25 protein-coding genes are annotated in these 19,372 nt (G+C 42.7%); all 25 read right to left on the bottom strand.

Annotated features, from left to right (window positions below; all coding sequences use genetic code 11):
* Window positions 1-48: 48 nt before the first annotated feature.
* Window positions 49-432 carry a hypothetical protein gene (locus AC4PHI_RS10190; RefSeq protein ID WP_067632680.1) on the bottom strand — a complete coding sequence of 128 codons (384 nt, stop codon included), beginning with the start codon at window positions 430-432 and terminating at the stop codon, window positions 49-51.
* 3 nt (window positions 433-435) lie between these two features.
* Window positions 436-1,029, bottom strand: a complete 594-nt coding sequence (locus AC4PHI_RS10195) for a major tail protein (RefSeq protein WP_275163592.1) — start codon at window positions 1,027-1,029, stop codon at window positions 436-438.
* A gap of 2 nt (window positions 1,030-1,031) precedes the next feature.
* Window positions 1,032-1,376, bottom strand: a complete 345-nt coding sequence (locus AC4PHI_RS10200) for a hypothetical protein (RefSeq protein WP_067632684.1) — start codon at window positions 1,374-1,376, stop codon at window positions 1,032-1,034.
* The gene (locus AC4PHI_RS10205) at window positions 1,373-1,804 is read right to left on the bottom strand and encodes an HK97-gp10 family putative phage morphogenesis protein (RefSeq protein WP_067632687.1); all 432 of its coding nucleotides are present in this window, start codon (window positions 1,802-1,804) and stop codon (window positions 1,373-1,375) included. The genes AC4PHI_RS10200 and AC4PHI_RS10205 overlap by 4 nt, the downstream gene beginning before the upstream one ends.
* Complete coding sequence (locus AC4PHI_RS10210; RefSeq protein ID WP_067632690.1) at window positions 1,791-2,132, bottom strand: head-tail adaptor protein; 342 nt, start codon at window positions 2,130-2,132, stop codon at window positions 1,791-1,793. The genes AC4PHI_RS10205 and AC4PHI_RS10210 overlap by 14 nt, the downstream gene beginning before the upstream one ends.
* A 23-nt stretch (window positions 2,133-2,155) precedes the next feature.
* On the bottom strand, window positions 2,156-2,464 hold the full coding sequence (locus tag AC4PHI_RS10215; protein WP_067632692.1) for a head-tail connector protein: 309 nt from the start codon (window positions 2,462-2,464) through the stop codon (window positions 2,156-2,158).
* Between the two features lie 22 nt (window positions 2,465-2,486).
* Window positions 2,487-2,711, bottom strand: coding sequence for a Head fiber protein (locus tag AC4PHI_RS10220; RefSeq protein ID WP_067632694.1), 225 nt, complete (start codon window positions 2,709-2,711; stop codon window positions 2,487-2,489).
* A gap of 12 nt (window positions 2,712-2,723) precedes the next feature.
* On the bottom strand, window positions 2,724-3,920 hold the full coding sequence (locus tag AC4PHI_RS10225) for a phage major capsid protein (protein ID WP_275163596.1): 1,197 nt from the start codon (window positions 3,918-3,920) through the stop codon (window positions 2,724-2,726).
* 16 nt (window positions 3,921-3,936) lie between these two features.
* A complete protein-coding gene (locus AC4PHI_RS10230) occupies window positions 3,937-4,668 on the bottom strand; it encodes a head maturation protease, ClpP-related (RefSeq protein WP_275166368.1) in 732 nt (243 codons plus the stop codon).
* Window positions 4,604-5,926 (bottom strand): phage portal protein, encoded by a 1,323-nt coding sequence (locus AC4PHI_RS10235; protein ID WP_492199772.1) that lies wholly within the window; start codon window positions 5,924-5,926, stop codon window positions 4,604-4,606. Before AC4PHI_RS10235 ends, AC4PHI_RS10230 begins: the two co-directional genes overlap by 65 nt.
* A gap of 14 nt (window positions 5,927-5,940) precedes the next feature.
* Entirely contained in the window at window positions 5,941-7,542 is a 1,602-nt protein-coding gene (locus tag AC4PHI_RS10240; RefSeq protein WP_230698135.1) for a terminase large subunit, read from the bottom strand.
* Between the two features lie 109 nt (window positions 7,543-7,651).
* Window positions 7,652-7,831, bottom strand: a complete 180-nt coding sequence (locus tag AC4PHI_RS10245) for a DUF5049 domain-containing protein (protein ID WP_101355239.1) — start codon at window positions 7,829-7,831, stop codon at window positions 7,652-7,654.
* Window positions 7,821-8,051, bottom strand: a complete 231-nt coding sequence (locus AC4PHI_RS10250; protein WP_275166363.1) for a DUF4314 domain-containing protein — start codon at window positions 8,049-8,051, stop codon at window positions 7,821-7,823. Before AC4PHI_RS10250 ends, AC4PHI_RS10245 begins: the two co-directional genes overlap by 11 nt.
* Window positions 8,038-8,727, bottom strand: coding sequence for a virulence protein (locus tag AC4PHI_RS10255; RefSeq protein ID WP_275166361.1), 690 nt, complete (start codon window positions 8,725-8,727; stop codon window positions 8,038-8,040). Before AC4PHI_RS10255 ends, AC4PHI_RS10250 begins: the two co-directional genes overlap by 14 nt.
* A gap of 94 nt (window positions 8,728-8,821) precedes the next feature.
* Window positions 8,822-10,558, bottom strand: a complete 1,737-nt coding sequence (locus AC4PHI_RS10260; RefSeq protein WP_492199773.1) for a DNA cytosine methyltransferase — start codon at window positions 10,556-10,558, stop codon at window positions 8,822-8,824.
* Entirely contained in the window at window positions 10,551-11,786 is a 1,236-nt protein-coding gene (locus AC4PHI_RS10265; protein WP_492199774.1) for a site-specific DNA-methyltransferase, read from the bottom strand. The genes AC4PHI_RS10260 and AC4PHI_RS10265 overlap by 8 nt, the downstream gene beginning before the upstream one ends.
* A complete protein-coding gene (gene metK, locus AC4PHI_RS10270) occupies window positions 11,776-12,939 on the bottom strand; it encodes a methionine adenosyltransferase (RefSeq protein ID WP_492199775.1) in 1,164 nt (387 codons plus the stop codon). The genes AC4PHI_RS10265 and metK overlap by 11 nt, the downstream gene beginning before the upstream one ends.
* Before the next feature lies 1 nt (window position 12,940).
* Window positions 12,941-13,480: a P27 family phage terminase small subunit gene (locus AC4PHI_RS10275; protein WP_122864841.1), complete on the bottom strand. Its 540-nt coding sequence runs from the start codon at window positions 13,478-13,480 to the stop codon at window positions 12,941-12,943.
* 118 nt (window positions 13,481-13,598) lie between these two features.
* Window positions 13,599-13,982 (bottom strand): HNH endonuclease, encoded by a 384-nt coding sequence (locus AC4PHI_RS10280; RefSeq protein WP_492199776.1) that lies wholly within the window; start codon window positions 13,980-13,982, stop codon window positions 13,599-13,601.
* A 118-nt stretch (window positions 13,983-14,100) separates the two neighbouring features.
* Window positions 14,101-14,526: a DUF1492 domain-containing protein gene (locus AC4PHI_RS10285; RefSeq protein WP_492199777.1), complete on the bottom strand. Its 426-nt coding sequence runs from the start codon at window positions 14,524-14,526 to the stop codon at window positions 14,101-14,103.
* On the bottom strand, window positions 14,523-14,747 hold the full coding sequence (locus AC4PHI_RS10290; protein ID WP_492199778.1) for a hypothetical protein: 225 nt from the start codon (window positions 14,745-14,747) through the stop codon (window positions 14,523-14,525). Before AC4PHI_RS10290 ends, AC4PHI_RS10285 begins: the two co-directional genes overlap by 4 nt.
* Window positions 14,744-16,096 (bottom strand): SNF2-related protein, encoded by a 1,353-nt coding sequence (locus AC4PHI_RS10295; RefSeq protein WP_492199779.1) that lies wholly within the window; start codon window positions 16,094-16,096, stop codon window positions 14,744-14,746. The genes AC4PHI_RS10290 and AC4PHI_RS10295 overlap by 4 nt, the downstream gene beginning before the upstream one ends.
* Window positions 16,077-16,358 carry a VRR-NUC domain-containing protein gene (locus AC4PHI_RS10300; protein ID WP_492199780.1) on the bottom strand — a complete coding sequence of 94 codons (282 nt, stop codon included), beginning with the start codon at window positions 16,356-16,358 and terminating at the stop codon, window positions 16,077-16,079. The genes AC4PHI_RS10295 and AC4PHI_RS10300 overlap by 20 nt, the downstream gene beginning before the upstream one ends.
* A 224-nt stretch (window positions 16,359-16,582) precedes the next feature.
* The gene (locus tag AC4PHI_RS10305; RefSeq protein ID WP_492199781.1) at window positions 16,583-18,940 is read right to left on the bottom strand and encodes a virulence-associated E family protein; all 2,358 of its coding nucleotides are present in this window, start codon (window positions 18,938-18,940) and stop codon (window positions 16,583-16,585) included.
* Window positions 18,937-19,371: a DUF7768 domain-containing protein gene (locus AC4PHI_RS10310; RefSeq protein ID WP_492199782.1), complete on the bottom strand. Its 435-nt coding sequence runs from the start codon at window positions 19,369-19,371 to the stop codon at window positions 18,937-18,939. Before AC4PHI_RS10310 ends, AC4PHI_RS10305 begins: the two co-directional genes overlap by 4 nt.
* Window position 19,372: the final 1 nt, after the last annotated feature.

Consider the following 19,372-nt stretch of genomic DNA (forward strand, 5'->3'; position numbering starts at 1 on the left):
ATACGCTGATGCCGTAATATAAAAGCCTCGTAAATAACTCTTCGTCACTTACGGGGCTACTGCGTTTTTTTGGCTTTCCTCACTGAGTACATTTCTTTTTGCACCCTTGTAAAGGGCATTCATAATTGCCTCTTTGTACTCTGCCAAATCAATCGGGCTTGTGAGAATTTCTACCTCATCTTCTGTCAGTAATTCCTTCGGAGCATCCTTGTGCTTGATGTTATAGACAAGAGTACTTTGATTGGCCAGTAAGGTAATCAGCCACACAATCTCTGAAAGTGCCATCTCGACATTCTCAGACTTCATTAGCTTATCGCCTAAGTTTTCAAGACCACCATATCGTCCTGCGATTTCCTTTGTTGCTTTTGTAGTAAGTAGTAGCACATATTCATCGCCACCAATACGAATGCTTGCTGTTCGTTCGTTATCCATCGCTTAGCCCTCCGTAACTGTGTAATCCGGTTCATAGACTTCTGTATACCAACTGCTGATAACCGATGCCGGTACATCCTTATCGCCTTCGGTCACTTCCGCTTTCCACGGATGTTTACCGCTTGTATCCGGCTTGTTTCTTCGGAGAACCGTACCTTCAATTGTTGGTGTTGAGAATGTAATACTGTCACCTTTTGTTGCTAGGTTTGTCGCAGGAATACCGAATTTCACTCGATAGAGCCAATAGTATTTATACTTGCCATTGGATTTCTTTGCTCTAAAACCAACAGCCACAGGATCCCCGCCATCTTCACTGTTAGAAACCACAACGTTGTTCTTATCAACCGTGACTCCGGTTAAGGCGGCTGCAGTAGTCGAGCCAATATCATCCACTCCAAGAGAGATAGTGCCATTTTTAAATTCTTTAACGATTTCTGCCGCACCATCATCTGCATAGAGAGTTGCCTCTGCCAGTTCAACAGATAACTCTGCTGAGATTGCTTTTGCCAGCTGAGTGGGTGTGCCATAGATTTCTTCGCCATTTTCATCATCTGTGATGGTCGCATAATAAAGTTTATCCAGACCAATTGTTGCCATTTTTAATTACCTCCTATTTCATAATGTTTGGCTACATCCACGTTGTAGTGGTAATAGCCCGTATCATCTTCAAAGCCGATGTAGCTCCGTGCGGTTATGGTGAAACTGGAAGCCAACAATAACTGCACCACTTGATTTTTTAACGCTGTATAACTGCCTTTGCTATAAATTGAAATCCGTGCCTCTTGAACATCGATGCATGGTAGATTATCCGAATGAAGGTCAAATCTATCGCTCATCGGAACAATCACCATGTACTTTGACGGCGCAGTATCCGAGAACACGCCTGTTTCTATTGGAACATCCAGTGATTCTAAAGCGACTTGTAAGTCTGCTAGAATGCTCATATCTTTTTGACCTCCTCTTCAAAAGTGCTTTTCATTACTGAGATACACTCAGACTTTGATGCACTTTTAGCTGGTTTCAAAAAAGGTTTCGCAGGTTGACCGTGTTTGCCATACTCAAGGATGTTTGCTATTTTTGCGTTACTCTCACCATCAGGCCTTGGTTCAGAAAATCCAATTTTTATATTGTGGTTTCCGTTCCTATCTAGCCTGACTGAAGTGACACCGAGTGCCTTTTCTAATTCACCCGTTGATCGTGATTCATGCTTTGTACCTTTACCGATTACAGCAGAAAGATTGCTCTTCGTTCGTTTGAAAACGACTTCGCCACCTGCTTTTAGCACCTTTTCGGCAACAGGGTCAAAGTCAGATCCAAGCTTTGAAATCTTGAGCAAAAAATCATCGGGCATCTTAATATCAACTTTTGCCAATACTGCTCACCACCTTCTTTGCCAAAACTTCTGTATACATACCTCGACCTTTTACGTTTTCTACCGAGGTAATATCAAAACGCTCTCCATCACACACAATAAAATGTTCTGTCGTGACCTCGACTCCTGGAATCGCACGAAACCTGAATAAATCTGTAGCCTCTGAAAAAGTAGCTAGGTTAGCCCAGCGTTCACTGCCATGACGCCCTTCCCGGTAGACTCGAATCGAAGCAATCACGGTTTCTGATGTTGTCGCAAATCCTTCACTGTCTTTTGTTTTTGTGACTACCTTAATATCAGCAAATCCATTCATTTTTCCGAAACTCACAACCAGTACCTCGCTTTCAATGTTTACACCTTCCAATCCCGATCGAGTCTTAATAGTAGGTTGACCGTTTTCCAAACCTGCTGACCCGCCTGCACATTATCTGCAAAGAAGCCACCTGTACTACCATCTCTGCTTTCATAAAAATGAGAGGAAAGCATAATAATGGCTTGCTCTGTAGTCGGTGGCATAGGATTGTCGCTATAGAAATTTTCTGGTACATGCTGATAACTCTCGGCATAACTGACAGCAGCGGCGATGAACATCTCTAAGAGTTCGTCATCAGCTTCATGCTCTAAAATCAAGTTTGCCTTTACCTTTTGAATCAGTGTCATACCGCTACCATCCTTTCTCTTTTTAATCAGCTTCCATGAGTCCTGCTGTTTGAAGCTTTGAAAGCAATGCATTAAAATCAGCAACTAAACTCGTAATATCTTCTGCCACACTAGGTGCTTGGTTTTCTGCAGGAGTAAAAGAAGAAGGGAGACCTGTTACGGTTGCTCCCTCCTTAATCTCTAACGTTCCTGCGATGACGGTTTTATCTCCGCCTTGTTCGGTGTAGTTTTTTGTGTTGTAATCCATATCGCACCTCCGTTAGGCTTTCTGCTGAAGAACCTTGATTGCTTCAGGTAGTACTAACTTGCCATCCACACGTTCTTTAGCAACAAAACCGACCATGCCATTACCTGCAAACAGCTCACGAAGTTCTGCAAAGGAACGAGAACCACGATCTCCAATGTTGTAGTAAGACAAATCGCCAAAGATAATGGTCTTAGCACCTGCCTCAATGGTAGGCATATAAGCAGATGTATAAACAGGATAGCCAAGTAGTTTATCTGGTTCACCTGCAACAAGGGCCGGTTGCCACATATAGGCACCGTTACCGTCCTTTAGTTTTCTAAGGGCTGCAATGGTCTGGTCATTTAAAATGAACACGGCATTTTTACGGTAAGGACGCTTCAGTGAATACACTAGGTTAATTACTTCGTCAGCAGTAATCGCCGTTGCAGATGCTGTGGTCACACCGACTTCAGCTCCACCACTTGCAGCTAGAATACCCAGTGGTTTTCCTGTACCATTACCATTAATAAAGGCATCTTCTTCGGCATTGGCCAGTGCCTTATAAAACTCCTCAATGATGTAGTTCTCCAGTTGGAAGGCATTGTCATAGAGCAGCTCTTCAGTCACCTTTACAGCTACGTGAAGTTTGTGGGCATCCAGATTGATTTGAGAGAAGGTTGCATCACTAAAGGTCAGTGCCTCGCCCTCATCAATCCATGCAGCTGCAGGTTTTGTAGCTGCAATATTGATTTTTCGCTCACCTGATGTGGTAATTCTGTGACCCAGCTTACGAATGATATTCTCTTCTTCCAGACCATCAATCAATCTGCTGTCGTATTCTTCGGGTACGAGATAGCCACCATCTGCGTCTACCCCTTCTTGTAGGACATTGGATACATTACGGAAGTTTGAGCGAAGGGCTGAAAGCATGGCAGTCTTATAAGAATCAGCTGCTCGGCCGGTCTTAACTTCATCATTATCCACTCGGCCATTCATCGGGTTTTCAATGATTGGCTTGCTGACAGGTTTTTCAAGTTCAGCCTCGATTGCCTCACGTCTTTCCATACGATGGATTTCATTGGTAAGTTCAGTGATCTCATCTTCCATGGTTTTGTAGGTTTTATCATCTTCTGCGGATAATGTGCCATTCTTGGTTTTATGAGTGTCCAAGAACCCATCCATCGTTTCAATAAGCTTTTTGCGTTTATTACGCATTTCTGTAATCGTCATAGTAAAATTCCTCCATTTACATATATTTTTTGATAATCAAAAGACGCTCCTTGAGTTCATCAATTGAGCGCCCTTGGGGTTTGGCAGATTCCTCCGCCTGAATTGGTTTATTCTTTTCTGCCATTTTGTTAAGTAGGTTAGTTGCCACTGCTTTTCTAGAAAACGCATAGGCAGAAAAAGTGGGTTCGGATTGTTTCTCATCCTTTAGCACATCGTCTGCAAAGCCAAGTTCTATGGCTTTGTTGGCATTCATCCAGGTTTCAGCATCCATCAGATGAGATAGTTTGATGCGAGATATTCCAGTCTTAATCTCATAGGCATTGATAATGCTTTCTTTCACCTCATCTAACATCTCAATCGCTCGTTTCATGTCTTCATGATCACCCATCGTGATGGTTGCTGGGTTATGAATCATCATGAGTGCTGTCGGAGCCATTAGTACCTTTGTTCCTGCCATGGCAATGACAGAGGCGGCAGATGCTGCAATCCCATCAATCTTGACGGTTACCTCATCTGGATAATCCATCAACATGGTATAAATCTGACTTGCGGCAATGCAATCTCCACCCGGTGAGTTAATCCATAAGGTGATGGGTCCTTTTCCGCTAAAGAGTTCATTTCTAAACATCTGCGGGGTCACATCATCATCAAACCAGCTTTCTTCAGCGATTGTTCCATAAAGCTCAAGAACTCGTTCTTCTTGTTCGCTTGCTTGGTTCTTCCATCGCCAAAACATCTTGTTCTTCATCCAAGTCTTCCTCCTTTCCATCCTCGTTTGTATTTGCGAATGCACCTGCCTTTGTAAGAGGGAGCATATTACCGTTGACAAGGTACATGTCACCGCCATCCTCTGAAGGGATACGGTCTAGGTTTTCAAGTTCTCGAATATCATTTGCACTCATCCAACCGTTCTGCCTTGCTGTGGCATACCCGCTCATGCGACTAACATAATCCCCTCTAAGCAGACCTTCCACATTGAATCTAAAGAAGTATTTTTTCTTTTCTTCCGGTGTAAAAAGGGTGCGGGCTAGGGTTTGCTCCCAACGCACTACCCAAGGGTCTAAGGTGTATTTCACAAACTCAAGAGATTGTTGCTCAATATTAGAAAAGCTCGACTTCTCAAGGTCGCCTACCATGTGAGGAGGGACTCTGAAAATCCGAGCAATTTCATTTATTTGAAACTTCCTTGTTTCAAGGAATTGTGCTTGTTCTGGTGAAATGGAAATCGGTGTATATTTCATCCCTTCTTCAAGTACAGCTATTTTATTGGAATTGGCACTGCCACCAAATTGTGACTGCCAAGCCTCTCTGACTTTCCCAGGTTCTTTAATCGTTCCCGGATGTTCAAGCACACCACTTGGAGCCGCACCGTTAGCAAAGAACTTGGCTCCATATTCCTCTGTTGCAATGGCTAGACCAATCGCATTTTTAGCCATCGCAATCGGGGAGTAGCCAACCAGTCCATCAAACCCGAGTCCGGGAATATGAAGTACATCGGAGGTACTAAGTTTTACTGTCATACCCTTCGTACTGTTCACATCATCTGCACCTCTGGTATATAAGTAATAGAGCTGCCCACTCTCATCTCGATGAACTGACATCCGATTTGACATCAAGGGGTAGAGTCCTACAACTTCACCTTTTCCATTGCGAATAATCTGCGCATAACAATTCCCCCATAATAAAAGATGAGTCATCAGTGTTTCTCTAAACACAAAGGAACTCATCTCAGGATTCGGTTCATCATGCAAAAGTCGATACAAGGAATGGTCAATTGCTTTTTCCTTGCCACCATCTTCTGTATAACAATAAAGATGCAGAGGAAGCCCTGCTACTGCTTCAGCTAATATTCGAACACAAGAGTATACGGCCGTCATTTGAAGTGCCGACCGCTCGGTCACTGTTTTACCTGCTGTGCTTGAACCCATTAAAAAGGTATAGTTGGAACTCACCGCTCTATCAGTAGGCTTATCTCTTGCCTTAAAAATGGATGATAAAAATCCCAAAATCAATCACCTCCTCATATAAAGAGAATGCCTCGGTTGTCATAAACCGAAGCACTCGTATCGTTGCCACAACGAATCGCTCGATCAAGAGCCATAATCGTTGCCACTGCACCATCAATTTTTTCTGATGATTTTTCCTTGTCTGGCTTGATGTTTCCTGCCGGGTCCGTTCGAACAAAAATGTTATCCATCATCCAACGAAGTACTGGATGCCCACCATGAGCAACCTTTTCCTCTAGCGTTAGTTTCATCAGTTCCTTAGTCGGTGGACTCATATCCTTAAATCCCTGACCAAAGGGGACTACGGTAAAACCCATGCCTTCTAGGTTTTGAACCATTTGTACGGCTCCCCAACGGTCAAAGGCAATCTCACGAATATTGTACTTTTCGCCAAGTTCTTCGATGAACTTCTCAATAAAACCGTAATGGACCACATTGCCTTCCGTTGTTTTAAGCTGTCCTTGCTTTTCCCAGACATCATAGGGAACATGGTCACGGTTGACCCTGGCACTTAGAGTTTCTTCTGGCAGCCAAAAGTAGGGAAGAATGATGTATTTATCATCCTCATCTAGGGGAGGAAACACCAATACAAAGGCTGTTATATCAATGGAGCTAGAAAGGTCTAGTCCGCCATAGCATACCCTTCCAAGTAAATCCTCTTCATTTACGGCAAAGGCGCATTTATCCCATTTATCCATTGGCATCCAGCGAACCGCTTGTTTGACCCACTGATTAAGCCTTAGCTGTCTAAAGGCATTCTCTTCTGCAGGGTTTTGCTTGGCTGATTCACAGGCGGCTTTTACCTTATCAATCCCTACCGTTATGCCAAGGCTTGGATTCGCTTTTTTCCACACCTTTGGACTGGTCCAATCATCGGACTCATCTGCTCCATAAATAACCGGATAAAAGGTTGGATCAATCTTTCTTTTCTCCATGAGGTCTTTGGCTTTCTGATGGGTTTCATAGCAGATTGATTTTGTATCAGAGCCTGCTGTGGTGATCAGAAAATAAAGAGGCTGCGTTCTGGCATCACCAGAACCTTTGGTCATGACATCAAAGAGTTTTCTGTTGGGCTGCGTATGCAGCTCATCAAAAACAACACCATGAATATTAAATCCATGCTTTGAATAGGCCTCTGCTGACAGCACTTGATAAAAACTATTAGTCGGTTGGAAAATGATCCGTTTTGTTGCCGATAAGATTTTGACTCGTTTACTCAGTGCCGGACTCATACGCACCATGTCAGCAGCCACTTCAAAAACAATGGATGCCTGTTGCCTGTCTGCGGCGCAACCATAAACCTCGGCTCTTTCTTCACCATCACCACAAGTAAGCAGTAGTGCGACAGCTGCCGCTAATTCAGATTTCCCCATTTTCTTAGGAATCTCAATATAGGCCGTATTAAATTGCCGATAGCCATCTGGTTTCAGTGTGCCAAAGAGGTCTCTAATAATTTGTTCTTGCCAATCAATCAGTTCAAATGGTTTTCCAGACCATTTCCCTTTGGTATGACTTAAACATTCAATAAAGTTGACCGCATAATCTGCAGCATCTTTATCGTAGATAGAGTCTTTTGCCATAAAAGGTGTCGGTTTATATTTCTTGAGCTTTCTAATTGCGGTCACCTCCCTTCAAAATGATCATAAAAAATACAGCCTTAAGCTGTATGACGAGAGAAAGAGCGTCTGCACGCTCAAACCCCTGTACTATTGAATTATTTATGATTTAATCTTCATCACCGTTTAAAATGAACTTCACATACTTGGCTTTTTCTTCTTCAAGAAAAATGACCAGCTCATAAAATTCCATCTCATCTGCGATTCTTTGGACTGCGTTCACATCAAACATATTGGTAAGGCCTGTATCTCGAATGGCAATAATCTGCTCTTTTATCTTATCTGTCATCGTCAATCCTCCTGCAAAGGTCTTCTCCAAAAACAACGGATAAACTAGACCCTGTGTCCCAAGACACCATGATTGAGCCGATATCATCAACTCCTATTACTGTTCCTTTTGTTCCAATCACTGGTGCTTGAATATCATCCATTCTTAGTAATTCTACTCGGCAGCCTACAGGGTACTTCTCACGAAGATTTTGTAACCGTTCTTTACTAATTATCCTCATTTTTTGCTCCTCCTTTAAATGCCGATGAACCTGTCAGGTTTCTAAGCAGTATTTTTCGCTCATCTTTATAGTCTTTTCCAATAAAGCCAAGGCGGAGTAAAAAGCATCTGAAGGCGTATTTTTCATTTTCTACTTCTTTCTCTTTCACCGTGATGCGTTTCTGATTTATCGCCATCTCTGATAAGGCTGAAATGAAGTGGGTATATGCTTTAATCTCTTCTGGTGTTGGTAACTCTTCAAACCAAGGAAATGAAACTTCATCTTCAGAAATTTCAATCGGCAATTCTTCTACATCAAGTGCATGACGAATTAGTTCTCCTTTTGCCTCAACAAGTGCTTGTAAGTTTTCAAGTGCGCCTTCAGAAAAGTTGCTCCTTGGCATGGAAACTGTAAGGCCAAACTCCTCGCTGTCTGCCGTTTGTCTGCCCTCTGTAGCGCTTATCTCTTCCTCAGCAATAAAACCCTCGCTGGCTAAATGCCTAGCCACACGCTCGATTTCCGTGCGATTTGCCTTGTCGCTGAGTTCAAGGTTTCCATTCTTATCGATGATAAAATCCCCCACCTCATAAGCCATGCTAGGCATTCCTAGATACTTTGCTTTCACACCTGTAATTTTGCTCAGTGTTGTAACTAGCCTTTTTCGGTCTGCTCCTGTTACGTTATATTTAATGACCATGTACAAAACCTCCTTTGTTTTGGTATGTACATATATCACTCTAAACCACTACTATAGCAAGCTATTTCTCGCTTTTTAGGTGTAGAAATGAGACTTAATATTTCACCTCTAATTGTGTAAACCAAACAATGCCCGATAGGACAAAACATACATTGGGCAGGGCTACTCCATTACCCCACATCTTATATTCTGCAGAATCTGAATGAGGGTTTCTAAGCCACTTCTTGATTTGCTTTAGTGTCTTAGGTTTGGTGTAAGCTCCCGTTGCTTTACGAAATGTTTCGAAGATGTCATACCAAATCCGAAGGTCATCCGTCGTTGGGGTCTCTATGCCTAAATCGCTGCACCACCAATCTGGAAAACCTTGCAGTCTTGCACACTCTGTTGGCGTTAATCTTCTCACCGTGTAGTCTATCCCGTCATTATCATTGATAAGTGGCGGATCCTTATAGTCGGTAGCAACCAGTGTATTGGCCAGTTCCTCTTTAGCATCTGTAAAAAACGATGCCTTACTGGATGAATAGGTGGGTGTTGCAACAGCGCTTGGCCCTTGTGCCTTCAGTGTTGAATTAATTCCGTCTTCAGTAATTCCTAGGTTTCTAGCATAGTTTTGACCGCAGTTAAATGACTCTCTATCAATTGCATAGACCACAGCGTGTTTATCTACGGTATTTAAAGTAAAGCTAAGCTCTTCATTCACACCATCACCTTGAGGTCCATTCTTATCTGCCCGTCCTATCATAGAACCTTGTAAACCATACGATTCCACCACTGCAATACCACCTTGATTGCTGTCCGGTGCATTACCTGACGTATCAATCGTTCTTGCCGTATCACTTTCGTAAACATTGGAACGGGCATTTACAGTTCCTTCCGAGGTAAATCGCACATCATAAGTCTTAGAATTCTCCACAACAAATGGTTGGTTGTTGCCTCCTGTTCCATAGGTCGCTGAAATCGTAGGAGCAACATCTATCGGTCCAGTAAAACGTGTATCCTTTCCGTGATTATCAAAAACAGCCGAGTCCATAACACAAGGTGGATGATTTGACTTAGCACGTAGGGTACAAGTAATATCCTCTGTCACATCCATACGATTGCCGCCCTGGTCATTTAAGCAGATTGTGCCTGCCTCTCCAGTGCTGTCTGCAATATAGCTGGTAGCACCTTGCCACGAGCGGATGCTCTCCTTAGAATACCCAGACAAGCCTTCTGACTTAAATAGTATTTCTCCGGCACCCCCACCTGCAAAATCTGCGACAAGGAAGATTCGTTTTCTTCGTTGGGGAACTCCCCAGTATTGAGCGTCAAGCACTCGCCAGGCAAGGGAAAAATGGTCTCCCACAATAGTTCCTGCCTGTTTCCACTTATCAATCTTAGGAACTGATAAGGTTTCATCCTTGATGTGGCAGATGCCTTCAAGGACACATCTGAAATCTTCTCCTTTGTTTGATGAGAAGGCTCCAGGGACGTTTTCCCAGACAATATATCTTGGTTTTTTGCCATCTGTAGCACACCTCATTTCTTTTACAATTCGGATGGCCTCATAAAAAAGACTTGAACGTTTACCATCCAAGCCATCACGCTTACCTGCTATGGATAAATCCTGACAAGGTGAGCCAAAAGTAATAATATCTACCGGTTCTATCTTACTGCCATCCATGTAAGAAATATCGCCGTAATGTTTTATAAAAGGCAGCCTTTTCGTTGTGACCCTAATAGGAAACGGTTCAATCTCCGATGCCCATACTGGGGTAATACCGGAAATTAAACCGCCTAAAGGAAAACCACCTGAACCATCAAAAAGACTGCCAAGGGTTAGATTAACCATCAGCAACCTCCAGTTCATCATAGTTGTAGCTCAGCCCATCCCTTTGGACGCTGACATCAGTAGAAGTTCCGACCTGTTCAATGTAGCGTTTGATAATGACATCGCAAAACTTTTCATCTAATTCTGCCGTGTAGCAAATGCGCTCTGATTGTTCACAAGCAATTAAGGTACTACCACTGCCACCAAAAGGATCTAGCACAATGGTGTTACTCATAGAGGAGTTCAAAATTGGATAGGCGAGAAGAGGGATGGGTTTCATCGTAGGATGATCACCATTTCTCTTTGGCTTATCAAATTCCCAGATGGTGGTTTCTTTCCTGCCCGTATACCACTGATGCTTGCCTTTCTTTTTCCAGCCAAACAGCACAGGTTCGTGCTGCCATTGATAAGGAGAACGCCCCAGTACAAGTGAGTCCTTTTTCCAGATACAACAGCCAGACAAATAAAAACCGGCATCCGAGAAAGCTTTTCTAAAATTAAACCCTTCGGTGTCGGCATGAAATACATAGATGGAGGCATCGTCTGCCAGCACTTCTTCGATATTGATAAAGGCGTCTAAAAGGAATTGATAAAAGGCATCATTTCCCATATGGTCATTTTTGATTTTCCCTGCAGCACCTTCATAATTCACATTGTAGGGAGGGTCTGTTACACACAAGTTTGCCTTCTTTTTATTCATCAGCACATCATAGGTTTCTTCCTTTGTGGAGTCACCACAGATAAGCCTGTGTCTGCCAAGCGTCCAGATGTCACCAAGCTTGCTGATGGCAGGCTTTTTTAGTTCTGTCTCCACATCAAAGTCATCATCGTGGATCCCCTCTTTCAGCGTGTCTTTAAATAAGTCATCTAGTTCTTTAGGGTCAAATCCAGTTAGGGAAACATCAAAATCTACACCTTGTAAATCTGAAATTAAAAGGGCCAATTTATCCTTGTCCCAATCACCGCTGATTTTATTGAGCGCGATGTTGAGTGCTTTTTCTTTTTCTTCGTCCATTTCAATGATGACACATTCAACTTCTGTGATGCCCATATCAATGAGAACTTTTAGTCTTTGATGCCCACCAACAACATGGCTGGTCACCTTATTCCAGATAACCGGCTCTACATAACCAAATTGTTCAATGGATCGTTTTAATTTATCGTATTCTGCATCTCCTGGTTTCAAATCTTTACGAGGATTGTATGTTGCAGGGATGAGGTCTTTTGTGTTCTTCTTTTCAATCAACATATTTGTTTACCGCCTCCCTTAGTTCTGTATAGCAATCTAAAAATTCCCACGAGCTTAATCCATATCTGAAATGGCCGTAAGTAGCTGTATCTGCATAAATAACATCCGTCAGCTTTAGCTTTTCGATAATGGCTGCAGGTCTTAGATTGAATACATCTAGCACTGCACGACAAAGGATACTTTCTTCCACCGTGCCTGTTCCAAAGGTATCAATCTCAAGAGCAACCGGATCTGCTTTTCCAATAGCATAGGAAATCGCAACCTGACATCGCTTAGCAAAGCCACATCGAACAATATTCTTTGCAATCGCCCTAGCCATATAAGCACCACTGCGGTCCACTTTTGTCGGGTCTTTGCCTGAAAACGCACCGCCACCATGAGCGGCGAGTCCACCATAGGTATCAACCATGATTTTTCTTCCCGTAAGCCCTGTATCTGCTGCTGGTCCTCCTTCAACAAATCGTCCACTTGGATTAATAAGGATCTCAGTTTCATCGTCAAATGGATATTTTTCAAAGACAGGCCACAGCACCTGAGCAATGACTTCATTTCTTAAAACATCTAAATCTTTATCTGCACTGTGTTGAACGGAGGCAACGATGGTCTTAATTCGTTTTGGTTTGTCACCTTCATATTCAACGGTCACTTGAGCCTTACCATCTGGGCCAATATCTTTAATGACACCATTCTTCATCACCTTATCTAGCTTTTCGCAAATGGCGTGGGATAAGACTAAGGGGAGAGGTAATTTTTCACTGGTTTCATCGGTGGCATAGCCATAAACGGTGCCTTGGTCACCCGCTCCTAACATGGAATACCATGACGTATCACCCTCACGAGATTCCAAGGCCCTATCTACACCACCTGCGATATCTTTGCTTTGTTGATGGACATAGACAAAGACTAAAAACTTTCTAGGATTGTAGCCCACATCCGTAAGAACACGGCGGACAACACCTCTAATGTCAATTCTCTTTGAGCAGGTAATCTCACCGGCAACAATGATGTGACCTTTAGTTGCCATCACCTCGCAAGCAACACGAGAAGATTTATCTTTTCTTAAACACGCATCTAAAATGCTATCTGAAATAAGATCACATAATTTATCGGGATGACCTTTACAGACACTTTCGCACGTTTTATATTTTTTCATTTTATTTTCCTTTCCGAGCAGATAATAACCGCTCCATCAAATCATCTTGTGGACTTCTTCCACCGAACTCCACAGAGCAGTTTTCCTTCACAATCTGGTAAATCTGATACCAACACTGGTTGACCTGTTTCATGTATTCACGACTCATCGCAACATAAGGTGATGCGATGGCAGCGGAAGTGGTTGGATGCTTGGCAAGAAAGCCATACTCTGAAATGCACTCTTCGCACTGAATCCAACGAGAAACACTCATGGCATACTGCTCGATTAACTGGTTGTTTACTAACATTTCGCAGCTACGATCTTTCAGCCACTTGTAAGTTTCGATATATATATCTTCTGCACAGAGGTCTTTGCCATTTTTCTGAGTAGCCTTTAAATAATCTTTTACAGCTGGCACATCTGCACCTTCTATATCCGTTGGTTCTGGCAGTACCATGGCACCATTTAATCTGCCATCAGCAATTTTATCGGTTAGAGCCTTTGATTTCCTTCCAGCACCAACGCGCTGACCACCTCTTGCTGTACCATCTTTCGCCATGTTTTCACCCCACTTTCCTAAAAGTCTTTAATACCCCCTTTGATTTCTGATTTTTACACGCGAAGCCCCAGGCCGTTGTCCGCCATAAGAGGTCTAGAGATTTGACCTCCCCCTTGGCTCAGTTGCGAATCTGTCGATCACCGATTTCTAAATGAATCTTGTTGTGACAGGATTTACACAAGGACATCAAATTACTTCTATCGTGTGTACCTCCTTGAGAAACAGGGAGGACGTGATGCACTTCATCGGTGGGAGTTAGTCTTCCGTCCTCTTTACACATCTCACACAGGGGATGTTCCTGTGCATACCGGTCTCGGATTCTTTTCCAGGCTCTGCCGTATTTCTTATTAACATCCTTTGACCGTTGGTATTTGTCATAGCGCCTACGCTCTTCTACTCGATGGTCTTCACAGTACTGGCCATCGGTTAAGTTGGGACAGCCTGGTGTACTGCATGGTCGTTTTGGTTTTCTTGGCACCTCATCACCTCGCTTTCTGGGCATAGAAAAAGCCCTGCAGGGCGCATCCCACAAGGCTTGGTAAGTATTCTATCTTGCTGATTATAATGTAACATGGATGCCATAGTGGTATCTTGTTGCAAAGTGTTGCAAAATGTGCAAGTTATATCTGAATTGGATTTTCAGGAAGAACCACATGCCTAAGTGCTGCGTTATGCCACCTATAAACAGTAGTCCTGTCAGCGTTCAGCTCATCACCGATTTGTTCCCAAGTAAAGTTATGAACATAACGGTAACGTAACACCATACGTTCATCGATATCCGTTACTTTATTAATCACATCTCGAATCTCTGCTTTCAGTGCTACAAGATGATCTACCTCATCATTAATCTTGATTTGTAGTTCTTCAATGCGTTCCAGGTATCTGACAAACAAAGCATCGGTATGCCGCTGGTTTTGTATTCTTTCACCCCAGCTAGGGGAGGAAACACTCGTCGATAGCTCCCTTAGCCTTTCCATTTCCTCAATGTTTGATTGGATTCGTTTGTCTAGCCTGTAGGCTTGGTGTAAATATTCTTTTGCTTTCATTGCTCGCTCACCTCCGCTTGTAGCTTTTTGATTAGGACATTCCCATCAACAGAGGTAAGTTCTCTATACCAATCAGAGTGGAAGAACCTCTCCACCTCGTTTTTCATATCTTGTGCCGGTCCATAACGCGGACGTTTCTTTAATTTCTTTAAGGCATCTCTATAATCCTTAACAGCCATCAAAATAATGGCATTGGCTAAATTTTGATAAGGTTCTGTCATCGCATCACCTCTAAATTCGCCTTCACCGCATCAATCAAGGCATCTTGAGTTTTCTCCTTTTTTGTGAGTGCAAGTAGTACGTCTTCATCAATGGTGTTTTTGGTGATGATGTGGTGGACAATAACTGTATTCTTTTGACCCTGTCTATAAAGTCTTGCATTGGTTTGCTGATACAGCTCTAGTGACCAGGTCAGACCAAACCAGATCAGCGTTGAACCGCCGCTTTGAAGATTAAGACCATGACCGGCACTGGCTGGATGAATAACAGCAATGGGTATCTTGCCATCATTCCAATCCTCAATATCCTTTGATGACTGAATTTGTCTGACTGGAAATCGATCTTTAATTCGTTCTAAATCATGCTTATACCAATAAGCAACAAGGACTGGTTTCCCATTTGCTCCTTCAATTAAATCTTCCAAGGCATCTAGCTTTTTGTCATGAATTACATGGGCCTTATTCCCGCTATCGTATACTGCACCATTTGCCATCTGTAGCAGTTTTCCAGAAAGGACTGCCGCATTAACCGCATCAATTTCTTCATCACCTAAGTTAGCCACCATGTCTTCCTTAAAATCTGAATAGACTTTCCATTCTTTTTCACTTAAAGTGACAAGCACTTCATTACTGACATATTCAGGCATGGTGAGATAATCGGTAGATTTCATAGAAATGGTGATGTCTGATATTTGTTTGTAGATTTCCTCTTCAGCACCGGGCAGTGGTTTATAAGAAAATACAATCTGGGCATTTCTCTTATCTGGTGTAAAGTAGGTATTTCGGTAATGGCTGACGTAGCGTCCTAGCCTTTGACCCAAATCAAGAATTCGAAACTCTGCCCATAAATCCATCAATCCATTACTGGAGGGAGTACCGGTAAGACCGACTATTCTTTTTACTGAGGGTCTAACTTTGAGGAGACTCTTAAACCGCTTTGCTCCATAGGATTTAAATGATGATAACTCATCAATGACTACCATATCAAAATGAAAAGGAATACCACTTTTATGAACCAACCAATCCACGTTCTCGCGGTTGATAATGTATAGCGTTGATTGTTTCTTGAGGGCATCGATTCTTTCTTTTTCTGTTCCCACTACCACCGAATAAGAGAGTCCTTTTAAGTGATCCCACTTATTGATTTCGGCAGGCCATGTATCCCTTGCTACTCTTAAAGGCGCAATCACTAACACTTTACATACTAGAAAGCTATCTAAACACAAATCAAAGATGGCAGATAAGGTAATCACACTTTTACCTAAACCCATTTCAAGAAATACTGCCGATATGGGATGGGATAAAATGAATTCAGTGGCATAGCTTTGGTATTCATGTGGCTTGTATTTCACTGAGTATCCCTCCAATCTGTTTAACATCATCCAGGCAATAAACCAAAAAGCCTAATGCCTCTAATTGCTTCTTTCTTTTATTCTGTAAAGGTCGCATCTTTTTTCCTGTTGCCTTACATTCGACAAAGGCGATTCTCCCCATGGGAAGTAATACAATGCGATCGGGCATGCCATCTATTCCAGGACTCACAAATTTCGGTGCCATACCTCCCATGCTTTTTACTGCTGCTACCAGTTTTTGTTCTATATATTTTTCTTGCATAAATGACCTCCAACAATTCATCAGGAACAACAAGCACAACTTTTAACGTTTTTTCCTATACGCGCGCATACATACGCTCACGATGCTTTACTACTACTATTTATTAATTTATTACTAAGTAGTAAAACTCTTGTTCCACTCATTCCAGTAACGCCAAAACATCGGTAATGACTGGGTTTTTAAGAGAACAAGCATAAGGAACAACTAAAGAACAAGGAACGACCTTATTCAATTTTCTCGTAACAACGTTGTCTACCGTAAATGGGAAAATTACTTGTTCCATTCTTGTTCCCTTGGTACTTGTTCCACCCATTAATCTTTTTCATAATGCCTGCAATGGCATAGGAGTCCGCAGGTTTCATGGCGGAGGCATCCCTTCCAAAGCATTCACACCAAATTTCCATATTACAAACAAGCGTACGTTCTACCGTGCCAACACGGGATTCCCCACCAAATTCACTACCGTTTAGGTAGTTTCTTCGCTCGTATAAGGACAGGTCATTCCAATCATCGGGTAAAAGCGTATCGAGGTAAGTGCGAACAAGCCCTTCTCGCTCATCACTCTCCATGGCATCTGCCTGCTCATTCGTTGCCAACTCTACATCACTGCCCTCTAAATAGAGCTTTTCACCTTTGGCATAAAGCACCAAAGTTTCTGCCCAAATCTGCTCTACATCGTATACGGACATCTGCCATGCTTTTCTTTTACCATCACCACTAATACGCACTGGCCAGAATCTTCGGTTACCCGTGATATCTCGCAAGAATCCACTTTCTGCATTGGTAGAACCGACAATGATACATTGACGTGGGTGGCTTTCAACATTCACCCCATAACTGGCACGGTATTTATCATCTGATCTTGAAATAAAGGATTTCACAACCTCCACATCGGTTTTTCGCATGCCGGCTAGTTCGCCCAGTTCTAAAATCCAGTACCCCTGAAGTTTTTCAGGTCCTGCTTTGTCTTTCATATCGGTGAGGGTTAAACTATCGGAAAACCAATCGCCTGCAAGCTTTGCAAAGAAGGTAGACTTACCGATTCCTTGTGGTCCATTTAGAATTAAAACGCTGTCGAATTTCGTACCAGGATGAACAATTCTAGCGACTGCTGCCACCATCATTTTTCTAGTAACGGCTCTGGTATAGGAATTATCTGTTGCATTAAAATAATCAATCAGTAAGGTCTCAACGCGATCGGTTCCATCCCACTCTGGTAGATGATCCAGGTATTCTTTTATAGGATGATAGGATCGCTCTGCTGCGACTGCTAGTATTGCGTCCTTTGTTTTGGTTGGGGAGTAGATGCCATATTTATTAGATAGATAAACTTTAAGAGCTGCATTGTCTGAATCATTCCAGCCACCCTTCATCTGTTCCCAAGGTAGTCCGTCTCTTGCATCGATTCCATCACGGTGCTTATTAAAAGCAATGGATTCTAGTTCTGAATCGTTACGGATGATGAGAACAATATTATCCAAGGTGTCCTTAATCTTTCCTTGCTTATCCAATTCAAGGGCTGTCTGCCAGTTGTCTTCAGTAAAATCGATTGTTGCCTGTTCCATCCGCTCTTTCGTAAACTGTGCTTTTACTGCGTCGTCTTGGATGGCAAATTCACACATGTTGATAAAGGATGGTAGTTTACTTGGAGGTGTGCTTTCTGTCGCTCGATCATCTAAATGACCAAACTTATGAATACGAACGAGATCAAAAGCATTAAGAAGTCTCCCACTTGCAGGATCTGTTGCATGATGGGAGTATGCGAACTTATCATCATAGAGGATAACCCCGGCACTAGAATCAGCCGGGATATAATCATAGCGACCAGTCATTGCTGAAGGCTCGTATGTATCCTTTAAGAACATATCGATTGCACTGCTTACTGAGTAGCTACGGCAAAAAGTACCGATGACACCCTCCTTAGAAAGTGGATCGGCTTGTTCTTTTAATGAGCGATTAATGACTTCTGACTGACGGGAGGATACGGGCCAAGTACTGGTGTCTCGCCAATCATCGTATTTGTTTAGAAATACATCAGGATCTAGGAGAGAGCCATCTTTTTCCTCATACACAAAAATGCCGTTTCTTGAAGTAGACGGCCAATACATTAATCGTTCAGGTTCATAGGTCGTATCATCAAAAAGATCAATACCTATCTCCTTTGCGACCATACGACTAACGGCTGCATACTCTTCCTCTCCCACATCACGGAAGAGAGGAATGATCAGCCTTAGTCTTGGATTTTCTGGAGTATGCTTATGAGTAGAATAGATACAACACTGATAAGGGAAGAAGGTAGAGATTTCTTCCCAGATAGTACTTGTGCCATAATCCATATCAAGGGTGAGCATGGCGCGTGATAGAACATTCCCTTTTTTGCGTCTACCATCTTTTAAGTGACCGCCGACAAAACCCCCGACATCTTTAATGGAATCCTGACCACCTTTTCTCATTTTTCGATATTCTTCTACGGTTTCAGTGGTACGCTGCGTGGTCTTAACTCGGGAGCAGAAGTCCTCCCAGCTGATGTCTGTGTTTTTCCATTTCTTATCCATTCGGCTGTTGCCGTATGCTATCTTCATAGAGACTCTACCTCCTCAAAATCTTTATTAAAGTATCTAACCGGCTGTCTGCGCTTCTTTGCTTTTTCAATTTCAATACTCATACCTCTTGAGATCACATCACCTAGAACCCAGACCTCTTGACATTTGCCCATCAGGATAATATCCATGAAAATAGCGAGGTCACGTTCCTGTTCATTGCTGTCATCCATGAACTGTGGAAATAGAAGGTGTGGAGCAAGCGGGATATTGCCCTTATCTAAAGCAAAACGGCAAAATTCTCGTGTGCGCTTATTGTTGTTTTCAATATCGCCACTAAATGGAGAACAAATATAGACAAGAGGCTTAAAGGCAGCTTTTGCTGCTGCCTTTTCCTCACGGGTGATATTGCTAAGTGCTTTATGAGGAGTTGGGTCATGATATCCCTCTGCATTGAATTTATTGGTTCCCATA

It is taken from the genome of Vagococcus sp. QWL-13, assembly GCF_058683555.1.